The sequence below is a fragment of the Anaerobacillus arseniciselenatis genome (assembly GCF_001865995.1).
GTDB lineage: Bacteria > Bacillota > Bacilli > Bacillales > Anaerobacillaceae > Anaerobacillus > Anaerobacillus arseniciselenatis.
Map to the genome: position 1 here is coordinate 279,283 of NZ_MLQQ01000042.1, position 24,826 is coordinate 304,108.

The following is a 24,826-nucleotide window of genomic DNA, read 5'->3' on the forward strand; positions in this document are numbered from 1 at the left end:
TTAAATTTGCAACGGTGGTCTTAAGGTACTATAATACATAAAAGAAAACAGAAAGACGTAGGTTAACTACGATTGAGGAGAAACATGATTGCTACGACTTCACTTCGTACAACGAAACAAATTACTGAAAAAGCAAAACGTGTTGCTACAGAACTTAATATCCCTTACATCGATCGAAATGATCAGCCGATTCCTCGCTTATATAATGTATATGAGTGTGATGTTCTTGTTGTAGGTTCAAATCGACTCTCTATTTATCAATTAGGCCTTAACGAACCGCTGTTTTTTCATCCAAATTCAGCGATGTTTCGAGTGAAACGTTTTTTTAGAGGGGAGATTGATCCTTTTTTAAAAGTAAGTAAATTGTCGAGTGAAATGTCTATTGTAGATTGTACATTAGGGCTAGCATCTGATAGTATATTATCAAGCGTAGTAGTTGGAAAAAAAGGGCATGTTGTTGGAGTAGAAGGGAACCGCTTTCTTTCGTACATAGTGAGACATGGTCTGTTAAATTGGCAGACTGGTTTAAAAGAAATGGATGAAGCGATGAGACGTATTGACGTTGTCGAGATGAAAAATTTCGAATATCTTCGTTCTCAAAAAGACAACTCTTTTGATGTCGTATATTTCGATCCGATGTTCGAGTTCCAAGTAAAAAAATCCGATGGAATCAATAAAATAAGACAGTTTACCCTTTCAGATCCCCTCGACGAAGAGACGCTTGAAGAGGCAAAGCGGGTAGCTCGTCAACGTGTTGTTTTAAAGGACCATTGGAAAAGTACACGCTTTGATCGTTTTGGTTTTAATGTATTTAAACGTCCAACATCCAAATTCCATTATGCTTCAATTGAATTATGATTGGACTCTAAAAGGAGTATCACATGAAAGAAAAGCTAGTTGTAATTGTCGGACCTACTGCCGTAGGAAAAACAAAATTAGGTGTTGAATTAGCAAAAAAGCTTAATGGGGAAATTATTAGTGGCGATTCTATGCAAATATACAAAGGCATGGATATTGGTACAGCAAAAGTTTCTGAAGAAGAAATGCAAGGGATTAGGCACTATTTAATCGATATTAAAGATCCTACCGAAAGTTTTTCGGTCGCAGAATTCCAACAGTTAGTTAAGCCTTTAATTACCGAGGTCAATGATAAAGGAAAATTACCACTGATTGTTGGTGGTACTGGTTTGTATGTCAATTCAGTGATTTATGATTATCACTTTCCAGATGTACCGACTGATCTAGAGTATCGTCAAACTTTAGAGGTGTTCGTTGAAACACATGGATCGGTCGCGCTTCATGAAAAATTAAAAGATATTGATCCTATAAGCTATGACTTAATTCATCCTAACAATTATCGAAGAGTTATTCGGGCATTAGAGGTGTTTCATGTTACGAAAAGGACGATTCATGATTACCAGAAGGACCAACCGCAGGAAAGTGAGTATGATTTAGTGGTGATCGGTTTAACGATGGAACGTCAGTTGTTATATGACCGTATAAACAAGAGAGTGGATATCATGGTCGAGGATGGTCTTATAGAAGAGGCTCGAAAGTTATTTGATAATGGTGTTAAAAATTGTCAATCTGTCCAAGCTATAGGATATAAAGAAATTTATCAATACATAGAAGGGCAGCTGACGTTGGAAGAAGCGGTTGAATTGCTAAAGCGAAATTCAAGAAGATATGCTAAAAGACAATTAACTTGGTTTCGAAATAAGATGGATATTGATTGGTTTGAAATCACAGAAACAAATTTTAACGAAAAGAAACAAGAAATTCAAAAATTTATAGAGGAAAGACTATAAAAAAAGCGAAATTATAAAGTATAGATATTTGAGGAGGACTGTTCAATGAAGCAACAATCGGTTAACATTCAAGATGTATTTTTAAATCAACTAAGAAAAGAGGGTATTCCAGTTACTGTTTTCCTATTAAACGGATTTCAACTACGTGGTTTAATTAAAGGATTTGATAATTTTACGGTAGTTTTAGAAACAGAAGGAAAACAACAATTAGTTTATAAGCATGCGATTTCAACATTTTCGCCACAGAAAAATATTCCGTTAAATCAGGATTCATAAAAGCTTGACTATTTAAAATCGAACTAGGAGAGGCTGTCCCATAAGAAAGTGTCAGACACCGCTAGGTATTAAATATTGACGGATAATTAATTTATTCGTCTATATTTAGTAAGCTCTACATGGTGTAAGACATTTATAGGACAGCCCCTTTCTTTTAACAGATAAGAATTTATAAAATATTGAACTTTAATGCGGTCTAGCTCCCCCTCCCCCTCGCTTTTCTATCTGAATCATAAAAATTAAAATACATTTTTAACGAAATGTCTGTTTTTAATCCTAATAATTGTTGAAGTGTTTTCATCGAAACTCCTTCATCGATTTTTGATAAGATGAACGTATTGCGCAAATGTTGGGCGGAAATTCCTTTTCTCAATCCACTTCGCTTTACCTCTTTTTGGATCATCCTTTGTACAGCAATATCAGTAAGTCTTTTTGGTTTGTCCTCTTCGTAAACCCACCGGTATGTCCCTCTTTGAAAATCAAAAGCAACAAAAAAAGGATCATTTTCATGGTATCGTGGCCGAACTGGCTTAGGAATCTTTTCATAATAATCATAAAGTAGATGTTTATGTGCGATAGAAAGTTTTATTTCACGTTGCCGATCATTTGAAGGTATGATAAGTGAATTTGTTTCAAAGTGTAAATCTGTCATCGTAATATTCGTTAACTCTTTGAGAGTTAAACCGTACTTTAAAAATAACGTAATGATCGATTCGTTTCGGCTTGCAATTAAGTGTCGCTTTTTTATTTGATTATTAGTTAATCCTTCAAGTGATCGAATACTTGGGAGAAGTTGTTTAATTTCTTTGCCTTTTATAAAATCATTCTCGTTTAAACGAGGTTCACCAATTTCAATTTGATGAATCTTTGTAATTGGGTTTTTGGATAACCCTTGGTTGTCATAATATTTATAGAGTTGGTTTAAAACTGTAATAATTCGTTTCGTTGTTCGTGGTTGATATTTTCTTGAACTAGTTAAGATGTCAAGATATTGTTCAATGTCTCTTGGGGTTAATTGTGCCCATGTAGAGAAAGATTGACTTTTCTTTTCGATCTGAAGCCATACAAAAAAATCTTCAAGATCGTATAAGTATCTTTTTATTGTCGAAGCTTTGCGGTTCTTTTTGACTAAAGATAATAAATAGTGTTGTGCAAAACTAGGCAAAGTTGAACTCTGAATTATTTCCACAAAAATCCCTCCCAACGTATTAATGTGTTGAACTGTATGCTTGTTTCTTAAATATATATTATCAGATTTATTGTCAAATTAAGCAGAATAAATATAATTAGGCGACTGAGTCTTTCCTAGCCTTAGGCATTTGTCACACTTTTTATGATAGTGAGTATACTGGTTATAAATTCGGTTGAAAATTACACTCATAACTATTACAAAGCTGATAGGGTGGTGAAAACATTTGGATAAACCCTTGTCACTAAAATCACGAGGCCAAATCAATATTGTCTTAAATCACAAAGAGTTAAAAAGGGGCTCAGACACTTTAGATACCTTTACAGAAGCGGAAAGAGAAAAGCATTACGTTCTCGAAAAAATTGAAAAGGAATTAGAAGAGTTAGTCGGACTAAAAGAAATGAAGCATTTTATCAAGGAGATTTATGCTTGGCTTTATATTAATAAATGTCGTAAGGAACAAGGTTTAAAAGTAGGTAATCAAGTGCTGCACATGATATTTAAAGGAAATCCAGGGACAGGGAAAACAACAGTAGCAAGGTTGTTAGCTAAACTTTTCAAAGAAATGGAAGTGCTCTCGAAAGGACATTTATTAGAAGTAGAAAGAGCTGATTTAGTAGGAGAGTATATCGGACATACCGCCCAAAAAACACGAGATTTAGTTAAAAAAGCAGTAGGTGGTATATTATTTATTGATGAAGCGTATTCACTCGCTAGAGGTGGTGAAAAGGACTTCGGGAAAGAAGCGATTGATACATTAGTGAAAGCGATGGAGGATCAACAACACGATTTTGTCCTCATTTTAGCTGGTTATTCGCGAGAAATGGAAAATTTTCTTTCTTTAAATCCAGGCTTACCGTCACGTTTTCCAATAACGATGAATTTTCCTGATTACACGAATGATGAGTTGATGGCGATTGCAAAAAAAATGGTTAAGGAAAGGGAATATGAAATCTCTAAGGAAGCGGAATGGAAGCTACGAGATTATATTCAAAGTTTACGAGTTGAACGGAGTTTTAACTTTAGTAATGGCAGGTTAATACGAAATGTAATTGAAAAAGCGGTTAGAGCACAAGCGGTAAGGTTATTATACAGTGGTCAATACGATCGTCAAAATTTATTAACATTAACAAAAGATGATTTTAAATTAGATAAAAAGCCAAATGAACGGATGTAAATGTGACTTGTTTTTGAAGTTTGTTCGTTATTGCAACTATGAGTGCTCGTAGATTTATAATGTCTCGAAGCACTCATTTTAATTTTTATATGTAAAAGTCGAAGTGACTTCCTCTTTAATCTAACCAAACCAACAAACCTATTAATAATTTAGATCATGCTTGGCTTTTTATAGTGAAAAGCTTATAGTAAGTATTGGTAATGATTATAATGGTAAGTAAAGAAGTGATGAAAAAGGTTGTGAAGCATTGGGAGAAACAAGAAATTATAGTGAAGAAAATGTGTTGTTAGTAGGTTGTAAATTAACGGATGCAGATGAAGAGCGATTTAGCTATTCTATGCAAGAATTAGCGGAGTTAACGAAAACTGCAGGGGGTAAAGTCGTTAACACGATTGTTCAAAATAGACATAGTTTTGATCGCGCGACTTATATAGGAAAAGGGAAATTAGACGAAATGATCCCTCTAATTGATGAGGAAGAAATTGATGTAGTAATTTTTAACGATGAATTATCGAGTAGTCAAGTTCGGAATTTGTCAGCGAAAGTTACTGCAAGAATTATTGATCGAACCCAGCTTATTTTAGATATTTTTTCGAAAAGGGCAAAATCAAGAGAAGGTAAGCTTCAAGTTGAATTAGCGCAGTTAAATTATTTATTACCACGACTAGCGGGGCAAGGACATGCTCTATCAAGGCTCGGTGGTGGGATTGGAACAAGAGGTCCGGGTGAAACACAGCTAGAAACCGACCGTCGCCATATACGTAGGCGAATGGATGAAATAAAAGAACAGTTAAAAGCGATCGTTAAGCATCGTGCCCTATATCGTGAACGAAGAAAAGAAAACAGAACACTACAAATTGCCTTAGTAGGATATACGAATGCTGGGAAGTCAACGATACATAACCGTCTAACTGTAGCAGATGCTCTTGAAGAGAATTTGCTATTTGCGACATTAGATCCGCTAACTAGAAGAATCAAGCTTCCTAGTGGTTTTCAAGCGTTATTAACCGACACGGTAGGATTTATTCAAGACCTTCCGACAACGCTTGTCGCAGCATTTCGATCCACGCTTGAAGAAGTGTGTGAAGCTGACTTTTTGCTTCACGTTGTTGATGCTTCAAGTAATGATTATTACAATCATGAAGAGACAGTAATGGAACTGTTAGGTCAGTTAAACGTTAAAGATGTGCCAATGTTAACTGTTTATAATAAGAAAGACAAAATGACGAATCATTTTGTACCTACCGATGGAAAAAATTCAATGTTGATCTCAGCACTTCAAGAGGAAGACTTGAAAAAGTTAATAGCGAGAATTGAAGAAGAAATTAAATCTACCCTCAGTTACTTTAGTGTTAAAATACCAGCAAACAACGGTAAATTACTATCGAGATGCCAAAGTGGAGCGATCATAGAGGAGCAAAAATGGATAGAGGATGAGGAATGCTATGCTTTAAAAGTATATGTATCACCAACTTCATCTCTATTTAAACAGTTGCAACAATACAAAGTTTAAAAGGAGTTCACATGTACGAGAATTTTACTAATGGTCAAATATTAAAGCAATATGTTCAAGAAGTAGAAGGAAAAATTAAAAATATACATACACAAATTGATGAAACAATTGAGGCGAATCAATTAAAAATTTTACAAGCTTTCCGCGCGCATCAAGTTGCTGATTTTCACTTTACCCCATCCACTGGCTATGGTTACGATGATGTCGGTAGAGATACGTTAGAAGCGATTTATGCCAAAGTTTTTGGAGGAGAAACAGCAATTGTACGCCCGCAAATAATTTCAGGAACACATGCGATCGCCACTTGTTTGTTCGGATGCTTGCGACCGAATGACGAATTACTTTATATTACAGGGCAACCTTATGACACGTTAGAAGAAGTCGTCGGAATAAGAGGAAATGGTAATGGTTCACTTAAAGAGTATAACATTTCTTACGATTGCGTTGATCTTACGACAAATGGTGAAATCAATTTTGAAGAAGTCGCTCGAAAAATAAAGCCGAATACGAAAATGATTGGGATACAACGTTCGAAAGGTTATGCTAATCGGCCTTCGTATACGGTCAAGCAAATTGAAGAAATGGTAAAGTTTGTTAAGGAAGTAAAGCCTGATGTAATCGTGTTTGTTGATAATTGTTATGGTGAGTTTGTCGAGACAATAGAACCTTGTCATGTCGGAGCGGATTTAATTGCAGGCTCACTCATTAAAAATCCTGGTGGTGGAATCGTAAAAACCGGTGGCTATATTGTTGGTAAAGAACATTTAGTTGATTTAGCATCTTATCGCTTAGCAGCGCCTGGAATTGGAAAAGAAGGGGGAGCATCCTTATATAGTTTACAAGAAATGTACCAAGGTTTCTTTTTAGCTCCTCATGTAGTTGGACAAGCGTTAAAAGGAGCAGTTCTTACTGCAGCTTTTCTTGAAGAGCTAAAATTTAAAACAGATCCGAAATGGGATGCCGATAGAACAGACTTAATTCAATCTGTTCAATTTAATGACGAAAAAACAATGGTTACCTTTTGCCAAGGTATTCAACTAGCTTCAGCAATTAATGCTCACGTTACTCCTTACCCTAGTTCGATGCCGGGATATGAAGATGATGTAATCATGGCCGCAGGAACATTTATCCAAGGAGCGAGCATTGAACTTTCTGCTGACGGACCAATTCGTCCTCCCTTTATTGCATATGTCCAAGGTGGTTTAACATATAGTCATGTGAAAATTGGGATCCTTACTGCCGTTGATCACTTAATGAATAATGGATTACTAAAATTATAAAAGATTGGTCAGCCTAATCAAGAGCTTATAATTGCTTATTGATAAGGCTGATTTTTTGATTTAGTGGTTTGTTGGATAGTTGGAAAGTTGGTTAGTGGATGGTTATGCTGAAGCGAGGAGGCGGTGCCTTTTATTAGGTGGTCGTGGGTCGTCGATAAGAAGGTTTTGGTATGTTAGAAAATCTGACATAGTTTTTATGTTAACTAAGCTCACATGTATTGACACCTTAAGTGACATCGTGTAATCTTGAAATAACAAATCAGAGGGGGGGAGTCAAATGGGAGATCATATTAGACGAAATATGCCCCTTTTCCCAATTGGGATTGTCAAAAAGTTAACGGAGTTATCAGCGAGACAGATTCGATATTATGAGGAGCATAGTTTAATCCAACCGTCTCGTACTGATGGTAATCAACGGTTATTTTCATTCAATGATGTCGATCGTTTATTAGAGATAAAAGAATTAATCGATCAAGGAGTTAACATTTCTGGCATTAAACAAATCTTTACCATGAAACAAGCAGAGAAAACAAAGAAAGTTGAAAGCTTTCACTCTCCCGAAAGAAAAGAGCTTACCGATCAACAACTGCGAAGTTACTTAAAAAGTGAACTAATGATGGCGGGGCGATTTGGAAAGGCTTCGTTAATTCAAGGAGAGTTATCAAGATTTTTTCATTAATAGCTTACCAATCATCTTTTCAGTAAACGAAGTTGCTGTTTAATGATGGTTAGTATAAATTACACAAAATTTTAGGAGGAGTTATTAAATTATGAAACCAAAGTTTACTAGAGAAGACATTATGAAAATGGCTGATGAGGAAAATGTAAGGTTTATTCGCTTACAATTTACAGATTTATTAGGGATTATTAAAAACGTAGAAATACCAGTTGGTCAATTACCAAAAGCGTTAGACAACTTAATGATGTTTGACGGCTCATCAATTGAAGGGTTTGTGCGAATTGAAGAATCTGATATGTACTTATATCCGGACTTAGACACATGGGTAGTTTTTCCATGGACTAGTGAAAAAGGAAAGGTTGCTCGTTTAATTTGTGATATTTATGATGCGTCAGGTGTACCGTTTGAAGGTGACCCTCGAGGAGTTTTAAAACGTGTACTAGTAGAAGCGGAAAAAATGGGCTTCACTTCATTTAATATAGGTCCAGAACCTGAATTTTTCTTATTTAAAGTCGATGAAAAGGGCGACCCGACTTTAGAATTAAATGATAAAGGTGGTTATTTTGACTTAGCTCCTACGGATCTTGGGGAAAATTGTCGCCGTGATATCGTTTTAGAGCTTGAAGATATGGGATTTGAAATTGAAGCTTCTCACCATGAGGTAGCCCCTGGGCAACACGAAATTGACTTTAAATATGCCGATGCTATAACGACATGCGACAATATTCAAACATTTAAACTTGTAGTTAAAACAATTGCAAGAAAGCATGGGTTGCATGCTACGTTTATGCCGAAGCCGTTATTTGGAGTAAATGGCTCAGGAATGCACTGCAATATGTCTTTATTTAAAGGGAAAGAAAATGTTTTTTATGACCCATCTACTGAAACTGGTTTGAGTGAAACAGCGATGCAATTTTTAGCAGGAACGATTAAACACGCTGAAGCTTTCACAGCGATTACTAATCCGACAGTAAACTCTTATAAACGATTAGTTCCAGGCTATGAAGCACCTTGTTATGTTGCGTGGTCAATGCGTAACCGTAGCCCGTTAATTCGAATTCCAGCTTCTCGTGGTTTAAGTACGCGTGTAGAAGTACGTAGCCCAGACCCAGCAGCTAATCCGTATTTAGCAATGGCGGTTATGCTAGCAGCTGGACTTGATGGTATTAAAAATAAACTTACTCCACCACCTTCAACAGACCGTAACATTTATGTGATGAACAAACAAGAGCGTGTTGAAGAAGGAATTAACGATCTTCCTGCAACATTGAAAGAAGCGATTAACAAACTTCAAGAGAATGAAGTAATCTCTGGAGCTTTAGGTGCTCATGCATTAGAACACTTCGTAGAAGCAAAAGAAATTGAGTGGGATATGTTTAGAACACAAGTGCATCCGTGGGAGCGAGAGCAATATATTACTTCTTATTAATTGCAAATTTGTAAAGCTTACTTTTAGAGGTGAGTCAAAATAGTTTAAATAATATATAAGCGAGGGTGTCTTATGAGTGTCAATCACTTATGGGGCACCCTCGTTTTATTTATTCGGATCGATTTATGATACGTTTTTCACTTACATCTATATTTTTACATACATACATATATATATATAGAATTTTTCTCGAAAGATGTGAGAATATGAACATTAAATGGCTAACGGAATCAATTAGCGACTATTACTTTGAGATATTAAAAATGAGTGGGGAGTTAATTGTTGATGAAAGCGATATTAACCAACTAGCAACTGAAAAGTCAGAATATGTGATAATGATTAGTGATAGTATTAAAGAGAAGTTTGAACAATCGTTTCAGCACTACTTCTTAAATATTGGAATTGACCTAGATACAAATAAGCTAATCATGGATATGGAACGTGATAAAGGGGTTCGAATACGAAGCGATATTTATCCTTATCGAGTCAACAATATCATTAGTAATGAACGCTTGGTAAAGAATCTGTTATCATTTGTGGGTGATCAGCGTAAATTTTATTTTGATTTTTTGGAAGAAGAGTGGAGGTTCTTAAGTGAAGTCATTGAACGATGATATATATAACGATCATAAAAATCAACAAACGAGCGTATTACAATTGCTATAAAATGTACCTCTTTATTCTGGAGCAGAATGTAAAATTGGGGTTGTCCCAAAGAAGGTGTCTGACACCGTTAGACATTAGATATAGACGGATAATAAATTTATATGTCTATATTTAGTAAGATCTGCATGGTGTCAGACACTTATTGGACAGCCCCAAATAAGGCATTATTCTTTAATTTTTTTCCGCAGATATCCCTAAATGAGCACTGCTTCCTGGTTCGCTTTTTCTAACCTTTATTAATGAACGTTACGGAAAACGCCAATGACTTTTCCGAGAATTGAACAGTTTTGTAGAATAATAGGTTCCATCGATGAATTTTCAGGCTGTAATCGAATAAAGTCTTTTTCTTTGAAAAAACGCTTAACGGTTGCTTCATCTTCTTCTGTCATCGCTACAACGATATCACCGTTATTGGCAGTTTGTTGTTGCCTTACAATTACCATATCTTTATCGTAAATTCCCGCTTCAATCATACTGTCCCCTTGGATGATGAGAACAAATACTTTGTCGTCGCCAACAAACTTTTCTGGTAGTGGAAGGTAATCTTCGACGTTTTCATAGGCGGTGATTGGCTCACCTGCAGTAACTTTCCCAATGACCGGTGCATATGTAGTCGCGGTAGTTGGAGCTACTGTCTCATTTTCTTCCTCATTTAAGTTTAAAACTTCAATCGCACGTGGTTTTGTTGGGTCTCTTCGAATAAACCCTTTTTTCTCTAAACGTGATAAGTGTCCGTGGACAGTTGAGCTGGAAGCTAAACCTACAGCCTCTCCAATTTCACGAACTGATGGTGGGTATCCTTTTTTTCGTACTTCATCTTTTATGTATTCAAGGATTTCTTGTTGCCGTTTCGATACTTTCGTCATATGATTTGCACCTCACATTTCATGTTCTTACATAAATTATACAATAACGTTTGTTCGTATGCAAACATAAGTTCTAAAAAATCTTGACAAGAACAAATGTTCCTTGTAACATAAAAGAGAACAAGTATTCTTATTATTAGAAAGTGAAGTGATTTTAATGTTTAAATCTTTTAACCACTCTTTACAAGATATTAGTTTTATTATCTTATCTTTTATATTTATTTTCCTAATGTTTATGTCTGTGAATGACTCGACAAAGGAGAGTTATGAACTTTTAATAGAAATTGAAGTGAAAGAGGGAGATACCCTTTGGTCTATTGCTAGTAATTATGCTGATGGACTATCCACACAAGCATACCTTTCTTTAGTGAAGTCACATAATGGCTTAGATCATGACATTATTTATCCTGGTCAGAAACTTTTAGTTCCTCAACATGCAACAGAAAAGGTGGATATAAATGAAAGCAATTATTTATTGTCGAGTAAGCACTGATAAACAAGCTCAACATTCTTCATTACAACGTCAAGAAGAAGAACTAGTGAGGATAGCTAATGAACATGACTACCAAATCATTAAAGTGATTACAGAAAAAGCAAGTGGTTTTGAAATTGAAAGGGACGGTATCTTTGAACTATTAGAATATTTTAAAAAGGATAGTGCAAATGTGTTACTTATTCAAGATGAAACTCGACTGGGAAGAGGGAATACAAAGATTGCCTTAGTTCATCAGTTAGCGAAGTACGGAGTTCGTATCCAAACAATTAACGATAATGGTGAATTGAGATTATCAGAGACGGAAACAATGGTTTTAGAAATTGTTGGGGTTGTTGAAGAGTACCAAAGAAAATTACATAACTTAAAAATAAAACGTGGTATGAAAAAAGCACTTGAAAAAGGATATAACCCTCAAAAAAATTTACGTAACTCTACTTTAGGTGGACGTTCAAAAAAGGAAGTCCCGATAAAAGAAATCGTACGTCTAAAAAAGATGGAATTAACCTTTCGTGAGATTGCTGCTACGCTTAGAGGATTCGGGTACGACGTATCAAAAGCAACCGTGCACCGTCGTTATCAACAATATATGAATGAATTCAATGATGAGGTTTCACGTCCTAATAGTGACTTAGAATGAAAATAGTAGTATATATACATCCTATAAGTTGAAAAAGCTCCTCATTTCGTGTACATTTTTAAATATGTTATGAGTATGCTGGAGGTCTTATAAAATGTTATCAAAAGAAAAGATTAATCGAATAAACGAGCTTTCTAAAAAAGCGAAAAATGAAAAGCTTACAAATAAAGAGTTGAAGGAGCAACAACAATTACGTCAAGAGTATATCGAAACGTTTCGCTCCTCGTTTAAAAACCAACTTCATTCAATTAAAGTCGTTGATGAAGAAGGGGAGGACGTAACGCCGGATAAACTTAAGGCGAGTAAACAAAATCGTAACTTAAAGCATTAATAATAGTAACTGACATTAAATAGGATGACGTCATAGAAAGCTATTTATTTGTGTGTAAAAAAGACGGGGGATTTCCTGAATGAGCTGTCTTTAATGAGCTGTCTTATTTCGTTAAGAAATGAACAGCGAAGAGGAGGAAGTCCTCCGTCTTTTACATTATTTTCGTCAATTTCGTTTCTTTATGCTGATTTTTGTATATTTTTATACAAGTAGCTTTATTCTATATACGAACAACACTTTTTTCGTCAAATTTTCATGTTTTACCAGAGATATCCTTGTTAAATTGTGAAAGAAAGTATATGATGAAAAACGTAATAAAATGTTAAATGAGGAATGAAAGGATGAACTACTGATGACGATGAACGTTGATGAATTAGCAATTAATACGATACGTACTTTATCAATTGACAGTATTGAAAAAGCAAACTCAGGTCACCCTGGAATGCCAATGGGGGCAGCACCAATGGCATATGCACTGTTTGCAAAATTTATGAATCATAACCCAAATAACCCAAACTGGTTTAATAGGGACCGCTTTGTATTATCAGCAGGACACGGTTCTATGCTTTTATATAGTTTATTACACCTTTCAGGATATGATTTATCTTTAGAGGATCTACAAAGCTTCCGTCAGTGGGGGAGTAAAACACCAGGTCACCCAGAGTTTGGACACACTCCAGGAGTAGATGCAACGACTGGTCCACTTGGACAAGGGGTTGCTATGGCTGTCGGAATGGCAATGGCTGAAAGACATTTAGCTAGTGTTTATAATAAAGATGATTTACAAGTTGTTGATCATTATACATATTCAATTTGTGGAGATGGAGACTTAATGGAAGGTGTATCAGCAGAGGCTGCATCTCTAGCCGGTCACTTGAAGCTTGGTCGCTTAATTGTATTATATGATTCAAATGATATTTCTTTAGATGGTGAATTAAATCGTTCATTTAGCGAAAATGTTGAAGATCGTTATAATGCTTACGGTTGGCAAGTAATCCGTGTTGAAAATGGAAATGATGTTGAAGAGATCAGTAAAGCAATTGAGCTTGCAAAACAAGACGGGCGTCCAACATTAATTGAAGTGAAAACAACAATTGGTTACGGTTCGCCGAATAAAGGTGGTAAATCAGCTTCTCATGGAGCGCCACTAGGTGCAGATGAAGTAAAACTTACAAAAGAAACATATAAATGGGCGTACGAACAAGAATTCCATATTCCAGAAGAAGTTTCTGAACTTTTTACAAGCGTGAAGGAAGCAGGACTGGACAAAGAGCAACAGTGGAATGATGTATTAGCACAATATGAAGAAAAATACCCAGAGTTAGCTCGTGAATTTAAGCTTGCTATGAGTGGACAACTACCAGATGGATGGGATCAAAACTTACCAGTTTATGAAGCAGGAAAAGATAACGTTGCAACGCGTTCTTCCTCAGGTGAAGCTTTAAATGCTTTAGCTAAAAATGTATCACAAGTATTTGGTGGATCTGCTGACTTAGCATCGTCTAATAAAACAATGTTAAAAGGCGAAGGTGATTTCACACGCGAAGATTACAGTGGTAGAAACGTTTGGTTCGGTGTAAGAGAATTTGCTATGGGAGCAGCGCTAAACGGTATGGCTCTACACGGTGGAGTGAAGCCATTTGGTGCAACATTCTTCGTATTCTCTGACTACTTACGTGCTGCAATTCGTTTATCAGCACTACAGAAGTTACCTGTCACATACGTGTTTACACATGACAGTATTGCTGTCGGAGAAGATGGCCCTACGCATGAACCTGTAGAACAATTAGCGGCTCTTCGTGCAATGCCAGGACTCTCGGTAATTAGACCAGCAGATAGTAATGAAACGGTTGCTGCTTGGAAGTTAGCGCTTGAAAGTAAAGACGAACCAACACTATTAGTACTATCTCGTCAAAACTTAATGACCCAAGAAGACACGAAAGACAATGCATATGAAGGTGTGAAAAAAGGTGCATATGTGATTTCTCCAGCTAAAGGAAATGTAAATGGATTGTTACTTGCTACCGGTTCAGAAGTTGAGTTAGCTGTGAAAGCTCAAGAGCAACTTGAAAAAGAGGGCATATATGTTTCAGTAATTAGCATGCCAAGTTGGGACCGCTTTGAGAAACAGTCACAACAATATAAAGACTCAGTCATTCCACAAGATGTAAAAGCGAGAGTTGGAATTGAAATGGGATCATCTTTAGGCTGGCATAAATATGTAGGTGATAACGGTGCTGTAATTGCCATTGATCAATTTGGTGCCTCAGCGCCAGGGGAAAAAATAATGGAAGAATACGGATTCAACGTTGAGAATGTAGTTGCTAAGTTAAAAACAACGTTGGAAAAATAAATTTAATTGAGGGTGTCCCGTAAGTGTCAGTTCCAAAAAGGTTACTTCTTAAATAGAGACGTTGTAATTGAATATTCGTCGATATTTAGTACCTCAACATGACTGATACATGGAAGGGGACACCTTTTCCTTTTTGAATGTCAATTTTAAACATTCAGCTCATTGCTCGTTTAGCTACTCTATAATTTGACATCTTCGTTTCGACAAAAATAGTGCTATAATTTTCCACTGTTTGACAACCATTTCTATGGACATGCTATATAGTTATATGTAGAAATGAATGAATGGAGGACAATTGTATGAGGCATTATCACATTTATTTATTAGAGCCTGAAGTTGCCGCCAATTATTTTGGAAAAGAGTGGTTAATTTTTCAACTTTTTATCGAAGGAGAAACAGCGAATACTGAATTAAAAGAGATCGTTCAAAAGCAAATTAAATATATTTCTTCGACACTTCCATCACTAAAAATACGAAAAAATCTTGATCAAACGTTAAAAATGCGATCGGATTTTTATGTACTTAATGAGCATTACTATTTAGATGTCAAGGCGTTAGAGAGTAAGGCAGTCCTTAAAGATCACGGTCATTTTATTACAGTATCTGCTAGTGGTAGTTATCAAGCTGAGACCGTTTTTTTTGAAATATTACGAAAAGTAAACTCTTGCTTTTTTGCGGTTGATTTTGGTAATAAAAATTACGGATGGTTAAACCCTGTAAAGCAAGTCAATTATATTTAATCGCTAGTTATAAACTCTAGTTTCATTATACAAAAACTTTTAAAAAAACTTTAAAGGCACTTTAATTTGACAATTGATTAGGTTATAATTAATTGGATGCAAATGGCTGTCTATCGTGATTGGATGTAGCCATAACTACAAGGAGGAAATTAAGCATGTGGATTAATATTTTAATCGGCGTATTATCTTTAATTGCCGGTGCTGCGATTGGCTTTTTTATTGCCCGCAAAACAATGATGAACTACTTAAAGAAAAACCCACCTATTAACGAAAAAATGTTACGAGTGATGATGATGCAAATGGGCATGAACCCATCGCAGAAAAAAATCAACCAAATGATGAAGGCTATGAATAGTCAAATGAAGTAATAAAGCATAAGCACTCCCTTTGGAGTGTTTTTTATTTGTCAGGAAATAAATACAAATCATTTGTGGATAACATTTGGGGGCTTTAGTGAAAACTTTTTTCTTCTAAGTATTGAATAAGTTTGATAAAATATGTTTGCTTGTGTTTTGAAAGTTGAAAAAATAGAGAAGACTTGAGGGGAAAATATGAAGGTATTTTTAGATTTGATGTGGTTTTTTAAAGAAGAAAAAAGGAAGTATATTACCGGTATTCTTTTATTAGCGATTGTGTCGATCTTATCTTTAATTCCACCATATATTGTTGGCGTCATCGTTGACCATATTGAGCAAGGCACATTGACGACTTCGATTTTGATTTATTGGTGTGGAGTTTTATTTGTTATAGCAATTGCAGTATATATCTTTAGATTTTTGTGGCGTATAATGATTTTCGGTGCTTCTATTAAACTAGCAAGAAAGCTACGCAATCAACTTTACGAACATTTTACGAAAATGTCCCCTAAATTTTATAATAATCGAAGAACAGGAGACTTAATGGCACATTCGACCAATGATATTAGAGCAGTTGAGCAAACAGCAGGTGTCGGGGTATTAACTCTCGTCGACTCACTTACAATGGGTGGGTTTGTTATTTTGACGATGGCCTTTACAATTAACTGGAAACTAACACTGATCTGCTTAATCCCAATGCCGTTCATGGCTCTTGCGACAAGTTATTACGGTTCGTTGTTACATAAGCGTTTCGGGAAAGCGCAAGCAGCTTTTTCTAGTTTAAATGATAAAGTACAAGAAAGTATGTCTGGAATAAGAGTCATCAAGACTTTTGGTTATGAAAAAGATGATGTAGAGTCGTTTCGCAAAAAGTCCGATGACGTTGTTCAAAAAAATATCGCAGTAGCGCGAGTAGATTCATTGTTTGATCCAACGATTTCTTTCATCGTTTCGATTTCCTTTTTCTTGGCGATTCTTTTTGGAGCTAGATACGTAGTCGCTGGCGAGTTATCGATTGGTGAGCTAACAAGTTTTACGATCTATTTAGGGTTATTAATATGGCCAATGCTTGCTTTCGGTTGGTTGTTTAACATCGTTGAGCGTGGACGTGCATCATATAACCGTATATCATCTCTATTAAGTGAAAAGATCGACATTACTGACGACAATTCAGTGAAAAATGAACCACCTGTTGGTGATATTGAGTTTCATGTAAATCGTTTTGCTTACGAAGAGGAAGAGATTGCCTTACAACATGTTTCCTTTAAAGTAAATAAAGGAGAAACACTAGGAGTCGTTGGAAGAACAGGAAGTGGTAAAACGACATTAATGAAGTTGTTTATGCGCCAATACGATTTAAACGATGGAGTCATTTATTTTTCCGGAAGGTCTATAAATGATTATACGTTAGAAGCTTTAAGGAAATCTGTCGGCTATGTTCCACAAGATCATTTTTTATTTTCAGCGACGATTGCTGATAATATCGCTTTTGCAAAGCCTGATGCGAGCTTAACTGAAATTATCGATGCGTCAAAGCTTGCATCTATTCATGAAGATATCGTTCAACTACCTGATGGGTATGAAACGGTTGTTGGTGAACGAGGTGTAACCTTGTCAGGTGGGCAAAAACAAAGAATTTCGATTGCAAGAGCTCTAATAACAAACCCTGAACTATTAATCCTTGATGATAGTTTATCAGCGGTTGATGCGAAAACGGAAGAAGCAATTCTAGAGGCATTAAGAGAGGTTCGTAAAGATAAAACAACAATGATCACAGCGCATCGTTTAAGTGCAATAAAGCATGCGAATACGATTGTCGTTTTAGATAATGGAGAAGTTATTCAAAAGGGAAATCATGAGCAACTAATGTCTGTTGATGGTTGGTATAAAGAGATGTATGAAAAACAAAAGCTGGAGACGCTCGTTGAACAAGGGGGCTCAAATGATGAATCATAAAAACAAACAGTCACTACTATTTGAGCCGATGGATCAGAAAATCGTCTTTCGTCGACTGTTAAGTTATACGAAACCTCATTTACGTTGGCTTACAATTGCCTTTTTTCTACTAATGCTAGGAACTGGTGCGCAAATTTTAGGGCCAATCCTTATTAAAATTTTTATTGATGATTATTTAACACCGAGGATTTTTGATTTTCAGCCACTGTTTCTACTTGCGGCAGGCTATTTAGGGCTACATTTTGCGAGTGTTGCAATCACTTATGTGCAACTATTTCTATTTCAAAAAATAGCACTGAAAATCATTCAACAAATTCGTATTGACGTCTTTGAAAAAGTTCAAAACTTAGGTTTAGCTTTTTTCGATAAGTTTCCTACTGGTGGACTTGTTTCACGAATTACAAATGATACCGAAACGATTAAAGATTTGTACGTAAGTGTTTTGTCAAACTACGTACAAAATATAATGTTTTTAATCGGTGTTTTTGCTGCGATGTTTTACTTAAATGTGCAGCTCGCATTTTTCTGTTTGTTTTTATTACCTGTGTTGTTTATTTTAATGCAACTATATCGTAAACTTAGTTCGAAATTTTATGCGGAAATGAGTGAAAAATTAAGTCAACTCAATGCAAAAATAAACGAATCCATTCAAGGGATGACGATCATTCAAATTTTTCGCCAGCAAAAAAGGTTACGTCGTGAATTCGAAACGATCAATGACGATCATCAAAAAGCATGGTTAAAAAGCATTAAACTTGACGGGCTTCTATTAAGACCAGCCGTCGATTTCATTTCCATTATTGCCCTAATTTTAGTGTTAAGTTATTTTGGTGTCACATCTTTAAATAGCCCGATTGAAATAGGGGTTTTATATGCTTTTATCAATTATTTAGACCGTTTTTTTGAACCTGTAAATCAAATGATGATGAGGTTATCAATTTTCCAACAAGCGCTAGTTTCGGCGAGTCGTGTGTTCCGCCTCCTTGATCATCATGAAGTATCACCTGAAAAACGAGGGGATGGGCAACCGAAAATTGAAAAAGGAGAAATTGAGTTTCGCAACGTAAGCTTTTCTTATGATGGTGAACATAACGTCTTGAAAAATATTTCTTTTAAAGCGAAAAAAGGAGAAACAGTGGCTCTCGTAGGGCATACTGGAAGTGGAAAAAGTTCAATCATTAATTTATTAATGCGTTTCTATCCAGGGGTGAAAGGTGATATTTTTATAGATGGCGTGCCGATCGATCACTATGAAAATGATGAATTAAGAAAAAAAATGGGACTTGTCCTCCAAGATCCGTTTTTGTTTGTTGGGACTGTTGAAGAAAATATAAAATTTTATAACGACAATTTAACGAAAGATGACGTCGTTAATGCTGCTAAATTCGTTCACGCCCATCCGTTTATCGAAAAACTTTCAGGGGGGTATGAAGCGAAAATAGGTGAAAGAGGGTCGACGCTTTCTAGTGGGCAAAGGCAGTTACTTTCATTTGCAAGAACGATTGCTCTAAATCCGAGTATTCTTGTCTTAGATGAAGCGACTGCCAATGTTGATACAGAAACAGAAGGAGAAATACAACTGGCATTAGAAAAGATGCAAATGGGTAGAACGACGGTTGCTATCGCTCACCGCCTCTCAACGATCAAAGACGCTGACCAAATTCTAGTGTTACATCAAGGTGAAATTGTAGAACGGGGCAACCATAGCGAATTAATCGAGCAAGGTGGCCTTTATCATAAAATGTATTTACTTCAGCAAGGCGATCGAGAAGAAATAGAGTCGGTAACAACCTCTGAATATGTAAACACGGTTGACAAAAATACATAGCAGGGGTATGGTATGAATAAAGAGGTGAAAACATGGAAAAAGAACAATTATTAAATATTCCGTTACATCCTGAGAAAAATCCTGCTGTTAAAAGACGAGAAGAAGAAAAAGCGAAATTAATTAACCGTTTAAAGAGAATTGAAGGACAAGTTAGAGGTATTCAACGGATGGTTGAAGACGACCGCTATTGTGTTGATGTATTAGTACAAGTTTCGGCTGTTTCAGCAGCATTAAAAAAAGTAGGCTATACGTTGCTTGAAGATCATACTCGTGGCTGTGTTAGTCAAGCGGTTGCCGAAGGTGAAGGCGACGAAGCCATCGAAGAATTGATGAAAGTGATACAACAATTCTCAAAATCTTAGGATAGTTTATTTTGATCTTATTTCCGTAGTGAGTAACTCTTTACATTTATAAAGTATAAAACTAAAAATATCTTAAACAAGGAGATGTTGCAAAATGAATAAAGTAACTATTTCAGTTGAAGGAATGACTTGTGGTCATTGTAAGAGTGCTGTTGAAGGAGCATTATCAAAGGTTGACGGTGTAGTAAGTGCAGAAGTAGATTTAAATGCAAAAAATGTTACAGTTGAGTTTGATGGCTCTAAAGTAACTGAAGAACAACTAAAAAATGAAATTGATGACCAAGGCTATGATGTTGTATAACATATAGTTTTAATAAGGAGGCTAACTCGGTAGTCGCGCGTACTCTTTGTTTAGGAGAGTGTGCAGCTTAAGAGTTAGCTTTTTTTGTTGTTTTCTGACCAAACGCTTTGCTCATTTCGGCTGTAATAAGCGGAGGTTATCTTTTGTATTACTTTTTTTCTAAAAAATGGTCATTAAAAATTATAGACCATTTAGCCGTTGCTAGCTTTGCGTAGTTAATCGTAAGTCATTTAGTTTTAAAAACCTACGGCACAGCATCATTTCACAAGTTTGGTTGGCTTAATAATGACATTATTTTTCACCCATTGAACGTATACTATGTGATCCTTTATAGTTTATTTTTATGTAGTTTAATGATTATATTTAAAAAGCAAAAACATGGTGTACTTGCGATCTTTTTATTGCTATCTTTATTCCTTGTTGAAGCGCTATTAGGACCATTTTCGGTATGACGCTTTGAACGGTAATAAAAGTAAGTTTTCAAATTTTAATATAATGAATTTCATAATTCATTATTCACGCCACTAAGATCAATATATAGTTGCGTCAAAACCATTCGCAAACTATATATTGGGTGATGTGGCTCATTTTTGGTGATTATGAAATTCACTCAATAAAATAACTTTCGACGGTCTTTCTTTCAAACGTTTTTATATCCCAGCGATATTTGCGCAATGAAAGAAAACCGTCTTTTTTACATATTTGGTTTTAAGAATATATGTATCATTTGTGTATTTTTAAGTAAACTACAAAATAAAGGTAATTATATTAAAATGCTTACAATGTTTATTTTATATCTTTTTAATGCTAAAATAATTTAATTTATGTTATAATTATGTTTATAGTGTTAAGTTTAGGGGAGGTTTTTCCGCATTATGACCTATTTAGCAACTGGAATGGCGATTTTCATGGCATTTATGGCCTTTTTTATACGGATGAAAGCAACGAAAAAACCAGCTACTGTAAAAAAGATAGTTTTACCACCTCTCTTTATGTCGACCGGTTTTTTTATGTTCTTGTACGAGCCTGCGCAAATAAGCTTTACTCAAGTGTTAGAAGCGTTAGTATTAGGACTTTTCTTTTCGTTATTTCTAGTTAGAACATCGAAGTTTGAAATTAGAAATAATCAAATTTACTTAAAGAAAACGAAAGCATTTTTATTTATTTTAATTGGACTCTTATTATTTCGTCTATTCTTGAAATACGTATTAGGGTTTTATATTGATCCAGTGCAACTAAGTGGAATGTTCTTTATCGTTGCTTATGGGATGATTGTACCGTGGCGTGTTTCAATGTTTATCGGTTTTAAAAAATTAGAGCGGCAATTAAAGAAAATGAAGCAACAGGAAGATCCTGTTAACGATAAGATTATTCCAGTACAAAATTAACAACGAAAAACATGAGCGCAATCTCTTAAAAATAAGAAAAAACTTGGCGGTGATCCAAGTTTTTTCTTATACTATCAACTGTTTAGGCAGGCGCTTGCGCTTTTCTTATTAGAGTTGTAAGTATTGGTTATAAGACGATTTATCGATGTTCTTTTCACTTAGTTTTTTGATTAAAAATTTATGATCACGTTTTGGTGTACCTAAACAATAACCTTTAATAATAAGGTCTCTTGTAATGACATCGGCTTTTTCCGCTAAGGCAACCTCACCTATTTTCCCTTTAATTTTATCTCTAGCGACGTCTCGAAATAGCGATGGGACAGGCTCAACAAGTTCCTCTAAAAATAATTTTCCTTCTTCATCCCATAAGTGTTTCGTTTGTTCGATATAGTGATCTTGCCAATCTAAGATTGATTTACCATCTTCTTTTGGCATTTTCTTTAAAAATTTACGAAACATAAAGTATCCGCCGATACACATCAGTACAAAAATAAATACTGACCATAGTAGCATAAACCACATGAAAAATTCATTTGGCATCTCTTTGTCACCTCTAATTAATAGTCCATATCAAACCCATTGTAGCATAAAAAAGAAACTACATGTCTAATTTTGCCTTAAGATCATTAAGTATTTCCTATTTGTACAGTGTTTATGAGTTTATGTTTCTAAGATCAATAAACTGTTTTTTCTGAAAGTAAGCGTTTCCATTTAGTTTCCCGATAGCTTATGGTATAAATGAATAGAGAGAGAAATAGGAGGAGAAATAAATGGAGAGAAAATCAAAACATTTTGAAACCAAGGTTGTTCACAGTGGTTATGATTCCAAAAACCATTTAGGGAGTTTATCAACACCCATTTATCAAACATCAACATTCACGTTTGATACGGCAGAACAAGGGGAAAAGTTTTTTGCTGGTGAAGAGGAAGGTTACATTTATTCAAGGTTAGGAAATCCTACAGTTACTGCTTTACAAGAAAAGGTAGCCGATATCGAAGGAGGAGAAGCTTGTTTAGCTTTTGGTTCTGGAATGGCTGCGATTTCTGCAGTATTACTATCTTTAACGAAAGCAAATGATCATGTCCTTGTCTCACAAGGGATTTACGGTTGTACTTACGGATTATTAACTTTAATGGAAGAGAAGTACCAAATTTCTCATGATTTTTCGACGATGGAAACCGAAGAACAAATGAAAGAGTTGATTCGTCCTGAAACAGCATGTATTTATCTTGAGACACCTATTAATCCAACGATGAAAGTGATTGATATTGAAATGGTGGTTCGTGTTGCCAAACAATATAACATCCCAGTAGTCGTTGATAATACGTTTAGTACTCCATATTTGCAGAAGCCTCTTGAGATCGGTTGTGATGTCGTTGTTCATAGTGCGACTAAATATTTATGTGGTCATGGGGACGTTGTTGCCGGGCTTGCGATCGGTACGAAAGAAATAATTAGCCATATTGCGATGACCACTCAAAAGGATATTGGTGGAATATTGGCGCCGTTTGATGCTTGGCTGTTGTTACGCGGGTTAAAGACATTGCCAGTGCGTATGGATAGACATTGTGAAAACACGAAGAAATTAGCTGAGTGGCTTAGAGAACAGCCATTGATTAAAGCGGTTTATTATCCAGGAGATACGAGTCACCCTGATTATGAGATTACGAAAAAGCAGATGAAACATGGTGGAGGGCTATTCTCTTTTGAAATTGATGGAACGAAGCAACAAACTCAGCGTTTCATAAATAATTTGCAAATGATTAAAATTGCTGTTAGTTTAGGAGATCCAGAATCACTGATTCAGCACCCGGCATCGATGACCCATTCACCAGTACCGGAAGATGTAAGATTATCGATGGGAATTACTGATCAATTAGTTCGTTTATCTGTGGGGTTAGAAGCTTGGGAAGATATCCGTGATGATATTCAACAAAGCCTCGACCAAATGGCTAAGGATGAAAATAAATAAGAACGTACTATTTCTATAAAGTAATTTAGAGCGTTTACAAATGAAAATAAAAAAGGTGACCCGTTAAAGACTTTGCTTTATGGGTCACCTTTCCTTTATACGATCATTATTTATAAGTTTGTTGTTTAATAGTATAGGCGGAACTACGCCTTTTATTTAGCGATAGGCCCCTCAACCGCTGCCTTTTCTTTGTTTTTAAAGCTTACTTTGGGAGCTTTTTGATTCATACTGAGATAAACGCCAATAAAAATAAATAAGCTTCCGATAAAAAATGTTGCAGTTAACTGTTCTTTTAAGAAAAGCCAACCGAAAAAGCTTCCGACAACTGGTTGTAAAAAGAAGAACAGTCCAGCTTGATGCGCTGGCGTTAGTTGTAGCCCTTTATTCCAACTAAATAAGGCGAGTGCCGTTGAAATAATTCCTACATATAAAACGCTTAAAATGATTGGCATACTAAACAAATCGCTAAAGTGCCATTGGTTGATCTCGACAAAAATGGGTGGGAAAGAAAAAATCGTCGCAAGCATAATACCGACAGTGGTGATTTGTAATGGTGAATAGTAGCGCGACGCTTTTCTTGAAATCACTGAATAATACCCCCACGTAATCGAGGCGATGATTAAAATGAAAATACCAAGCCCTTGATCACCGTAGCCGCCAGCTCCAGGTACGCCGATAATGACAAAAATGCCAATCGTCGCTAAAATCATCGAGACTACTTGAGTTTTATTCATTTTTTCCTTCAAAAGAAAAATCGCAAATAAAGATAAAAATAGAGGCGACAGTGTAGTAATTAATGACCCCATATGTGCAGAGGTTAAATTAGTCCCGACGAATTGAGCAGCAATCGAGACGAAATACCCGACGAAACCAACTTGAATGAGTAAACTACGTTTTTCTTTTAAGTACAAAGGAATGCCTTTATAAAAGCAAATCAACCATAGTACGACTGAAGCCATTGCATAACGAATAAAAAGTAAAGTCATCGGTGGGATCGTATCAAAAGTAAATTTACTGATAACGTATAGTCCGCCCCAAATAGCTGCCGCTAACGATAAATAAAATGGACCTAGAAATGATTTAATAATACCATTCCTCCCTCTATAAATATTGATATACCAACGGTTTGAGCCGTTGGAGAAGTACCAAAAAAATATTTTTCGACACGACCTCTAACATTATTTTTATAATATGTGAAACTATGCCAATTGGTGGGTACGCT

The 24,826-nt window shown here is 35.6% G+C and carries 26 protein-coding genes; 22 read left to right on the forward strand and 4 right to left on the reverse strand.

The window, feature by feature from the left end:
• Positions 1–84: 84 nt before the first annotated feature.
• The 3 genes from BKP35_RS16005 to hfq are packed head-to-tail and all read left to right on the forward strand — an operon-like array spanning position 85 to position 2,084.
• A complete protein-coding gene (locus tag BKP35_RS16005) occupies positions 85–858 on the forward strand; it encodes a class I SAM-dependent methyltransferase (protein ID WP_071314371.1) in 774 nt (257 codons plus the stop codon).
• 23 nt (positions 859–881) lie between these two features.
• Entirely contained in the window at positions 882–1,808 is a 927-nt protein-coding gene (gene miaA, locus BKP35_RS16010; RefSeq protein ID WP_071314372.1) for a tRNA (adenosine(37)-N6)-dimethylallyltransferase MiaA, read from the forward strand.
• Between the two features lie 45 nt (positions 1,809–1,853).
• Positions 1,854–2,084: an RNA chaperone Hfq gene (gene hfq / locus BKP35_RS16015; RefSeq protein WP_071314373.1), complete on the forward strand. Its 231-nt coding sequence runs from the start codon at positions 1,854–1,856 to the stop codon at positions 2,082–2,084.
• A 196-nt stretch (positions 2,085–2,280) separates the two neighbouring features.
• Here hfq and BKP35_RS16020 read toward each other — a convergent pair whose 3' ends face one another.
• Positions 2,281–3,273, reverse strand: coding sequence for a tyrosine-type recombinase/integrase (locus BKP35_RS16020; RefSeq protein ID WP_071314374.1), 993 nt, complete (start codon positions 3,271–3,273; stop codon positions 2,281–2,283).
• 226 nt (positions 3,274–3,499) lie between these two features.
• Here BKP35_RS16020 and spoVK point away from each other — a divergent pair, with 226 nt between their 5' ends.
• From spoVK to BKP35_RS16050, 6 genes are all read left to right on the forward strand, one after another.
• A complete protein-coding gene (gene spoVK, locus BKP35_RS16025) occupies positions 3,500–4,450 on the forward strand; it encodes a stage V sporulation protein K (protein WP_071314375.1) in 951 nt (316 codons plus the stop codon).
• A gap of 247 nt (positions 4,451–4,697) precedes the next feature.
• Positions 4,698–5,963, forward strand: coding sequence for a GTPase HflX (hflX, locus tag BKP35_RS16030; protein ID WP_071314376.1), 1,266 nt, complete (start codon positions 4,698–4,700; stop codon positions 5,961–5,963).
• Positions 5,964–5,974: 11 nt separating this feature from the next.
• On the forward strand, positions 5,975–7,243 hold the full coding sequence (locus BKP35_RS16035; protein WP_071314377.1) for a methionine gamma-lyase family protein: 1,269 nt from the start codon (positions 5,975–5,977) through the stop codon (positions 7,241–7,243).
• 277 nt (positions 7,244–7,520) lie between these two features.
• Positions 7,521–7,922, forward strand: coding sequence for a MerR family transcriptional regulator (locus BKP35_RS16040; protein WP_071314378.1), 402 nt, complete (start codon positions 7,521–7,523; stop codon positions 7,920–7,922).
• A 91-nt stretch (positions 7,923–8,013) separates the two neighbouring features.
• Positions 8,014–9,351, forward strand: coding sequence for a type I glutamate--ammonia ligase (glnA, locus tag BKP35_RS16045; RefSeq protein ID WP_071314379.1), 1,338 nt, complete (start codon positions 8,014–8,016; stop codon positions 9,349–9,351).
• Between the two features lie 206 nt (positions 9,352–9,557).
• Positions 9,558–9,965: a hypothetical protein gene (locus BKP35_RS16050; RefSeq protein WP_071314380.1), complete on the forward strand. Its 408-nt coding sequence runs from the start codon at positions 9,558–9,560 to the stop codon at positions 9,963–9,965.
• Between the two features lie 288 nt (positions 9,966–10,253).
• Here the strand turns inward: BKP35_RS16050 and lexA are convergent, their stop codons facing one another.
• Positions 10,254–10,883 (reverse strand): transcriptional repressor LexA, encoded by a 630-nt coding sequence (gene lexA / locus BKP35_RS16055; protein ID WP_071314381.1) that lies wholly within the window; start codon positions 10,881–10,883, stop codon positions 10,254–10,256.
• A 157-nt stretch (positions 10,884–11,040) separates the two neighbouring features.
• Here lexA and yneA point away from each other — a divergent pair, with 157 nt between their 5' ends.
• From yneA to BKP35_RS16110, 12 genes are all read left to right on the forward strand, one after another.
• Positions 11,041–11,376 carry a cell division suppressor protein YneA gene (gene yneA / locus BKP35_RS16060; protein WP_071314382.1) on the forward strand — a complete coding sequence of 112 codons (336 nt, stop codon included), beginning with the start codon at positions 11,041–11,043 and terminating at the stop codon, positions 11,374–11,376.
• Positions 11,342–12,016 carry a YneB family resolvase-like protein gene (locus BKP35_RS16065; protein WP_071314383.1) on the forward strand — a complete coding sequence of 225 codons (675 nt, stop codon included), beginning with the start codon at positions 11,342–11,344 and terminating at the stop codon, positions 12,014–12,016. Before yneA ends, BKP35_RS16065 begins: the two co-directional genes overlap by 35 nt.
• A 94-nt stretch (positions 12,017–12,110) precedes the next feature.
• Positions 12,111–12,347, forward strand: a complete 237-nt coding sequence (locus tag BKP35_RS16070) for a DUF896 domain-containing protein (RefSeq protein WP_071314384.1) — start codon at positions 12,111–12,113, stop codon at positions 12,345–12,347.
• 352 nt (positions 12,348–12,699) lie between these two features.
• Entirely contained in the window at positions 12,700–14,700 is a 2,001-nt protein-coding gene (tkt, locus tag BKP35_RS16075; protein ID WP_071314385.1) for a transketolase, read from the forward strand.
• 299 nt (positions 14,701–14,999) lie between these two features.
• On the forward strand, positions 15,000–15,440 hold the full coding sequence (sirA, locus tag BKP35_RS16080) for a sporulation inhibitor of replication protein SirA (protein WP_071314386.1): 441 nt from the start codon (positions 15,000–15,002) through the stop codon (positions 15,438–15,440).
• Between the two features lie 155 nt (positions 15,441–15,595).
• Positions 15,596–15,808 (forward strand): YneF family protein, encoded by a 213-nt coding sequence (locus BKP35_RS16085; protein WP_071314387.1) that lies wholly within the window; start codon positions 15,596–15,598, stop codon positions 15,806–15,808.
• 183 nt (positions 15,809–15,991) lie between these two features.
• On the forward strand, positions 15,992–17,752 hold the full coding sequence (locus BKP35_RS16090) for an ABC transporter ATP-binding protein (protein WP_071314388.1): 1,761 nt from the start codon (positions 15,992–15,994) through the stop codon (positions 17,750–17,752).
• A complete protein-coding gene (locus tag BKP35_RS16095; protein ID WP_071314389.1) occupies positions 17,742–19,580 on the forward strand; it encodes an ABC transporter ATP-binding protein in 1,839 nt (612 codons plus the stop codon). The genes BKP35_RS16090 and BKP35_RS16095 overlap by 11 nt, the downstream gene beginning before the upstream one ends.
• A gap of 32 nt (positions 19,581–19,612) precedes the next feature.
• A complete protein-coding gene (locus BKP35_RS16100; RefSeq protein WP_071314390.1) occupies positions 19,613–19,942 on the forward strand; it encodes a metal-sensitive transcriptional regulator in 330 nt (109 codons plus the stop codon).
• A gap of 94 nt (positions 19,943–20,036) precedes the next feature.
• The gene (copZ, locus tag BKP35_RS16105) at positions 20,037–20,243 is read left to right on the forward strand and encodes a copper chaperone CopZ (RefSeq protein WP_071314391.1); all 207 of its coding nucleotides are present in this window, start codon (positions 20,037–20,039) and stop codon (positions 20,241–20,243) included.
• 305 nt (positions 20,244–20,548) lie between these two features.
• Positions 20,549–20,695, forward strand: a complete 147-nt coding sequence (locus BKP35_RS19680) for a hypothetical protein (RefSeq protein WP_169819243.1) — start codon at positions 20,549–20,551, stop codon at positions 20,693–20,695.
• 423 nt (positions 20,696–21,118) lie between these two features.
• Positions 21,119–21,631, forward strand: a complete 513-nt coding sequence (locus BKP35_RS16110) for a CcdC family protein (protein WP_071314392.1) — start codon at positions 21,119–21,121, stop codon at positions 21,629–21,631.
• Positions 21,632–21,739: 108 nt separating this feature from the next.
• Here the strand turns inward: BKP35_RS16110 and BKP35_RS16115 are convergent, their stop codons facing one another.
• Positions 21,740–22,171, reverse strand: coding sequence for a DUF2621 family protein (locus BKP35_RS16115; RefSeq protein WP_071314393.1), 432 nt, complete (start codon positions 22,169–22,171; stop codon positions 21,740–21,742).
• A 230-nt stretch (positions 22,172–22,401) separates the two neighbouring features.
• On the opposite strand from BKP35_RS16115, the gene megL reads away from it, so the two are divergent.
• Positions 22,402–23,604 carry a methionine gamma-lyase gene (gene megL, locus BKP35_RS16120; protein WP_071314394.1) on the forward strand — a complete coding sequence of 401 codons (1,203 nt, stop codon included), beginning with the start codon at positions 22,402–22,404 and terminating at the stop codon, positions 23,602–23,604.
• Between the two features lie 152 nt (positions 23,605–23,756).
• On the opposite strand, the gene BKP35_RS16125 is transcribed toward megL, so the two are convergent.
• The gene (locus BKP35_RS16125) at positions 23,757–24,761 is read right to left on the reverse strand and encodes a DMT family transporter (RefSeq protein WP_337959653.1); all 1,005 of its coding nucleotides are present in this window, start codon (positions 24,759–24,761) and stop codon (positions 23,757–23,759) included.
• Between the last annotated feature and the right edge of the window lie 65 nt (positions 24,762–24,826).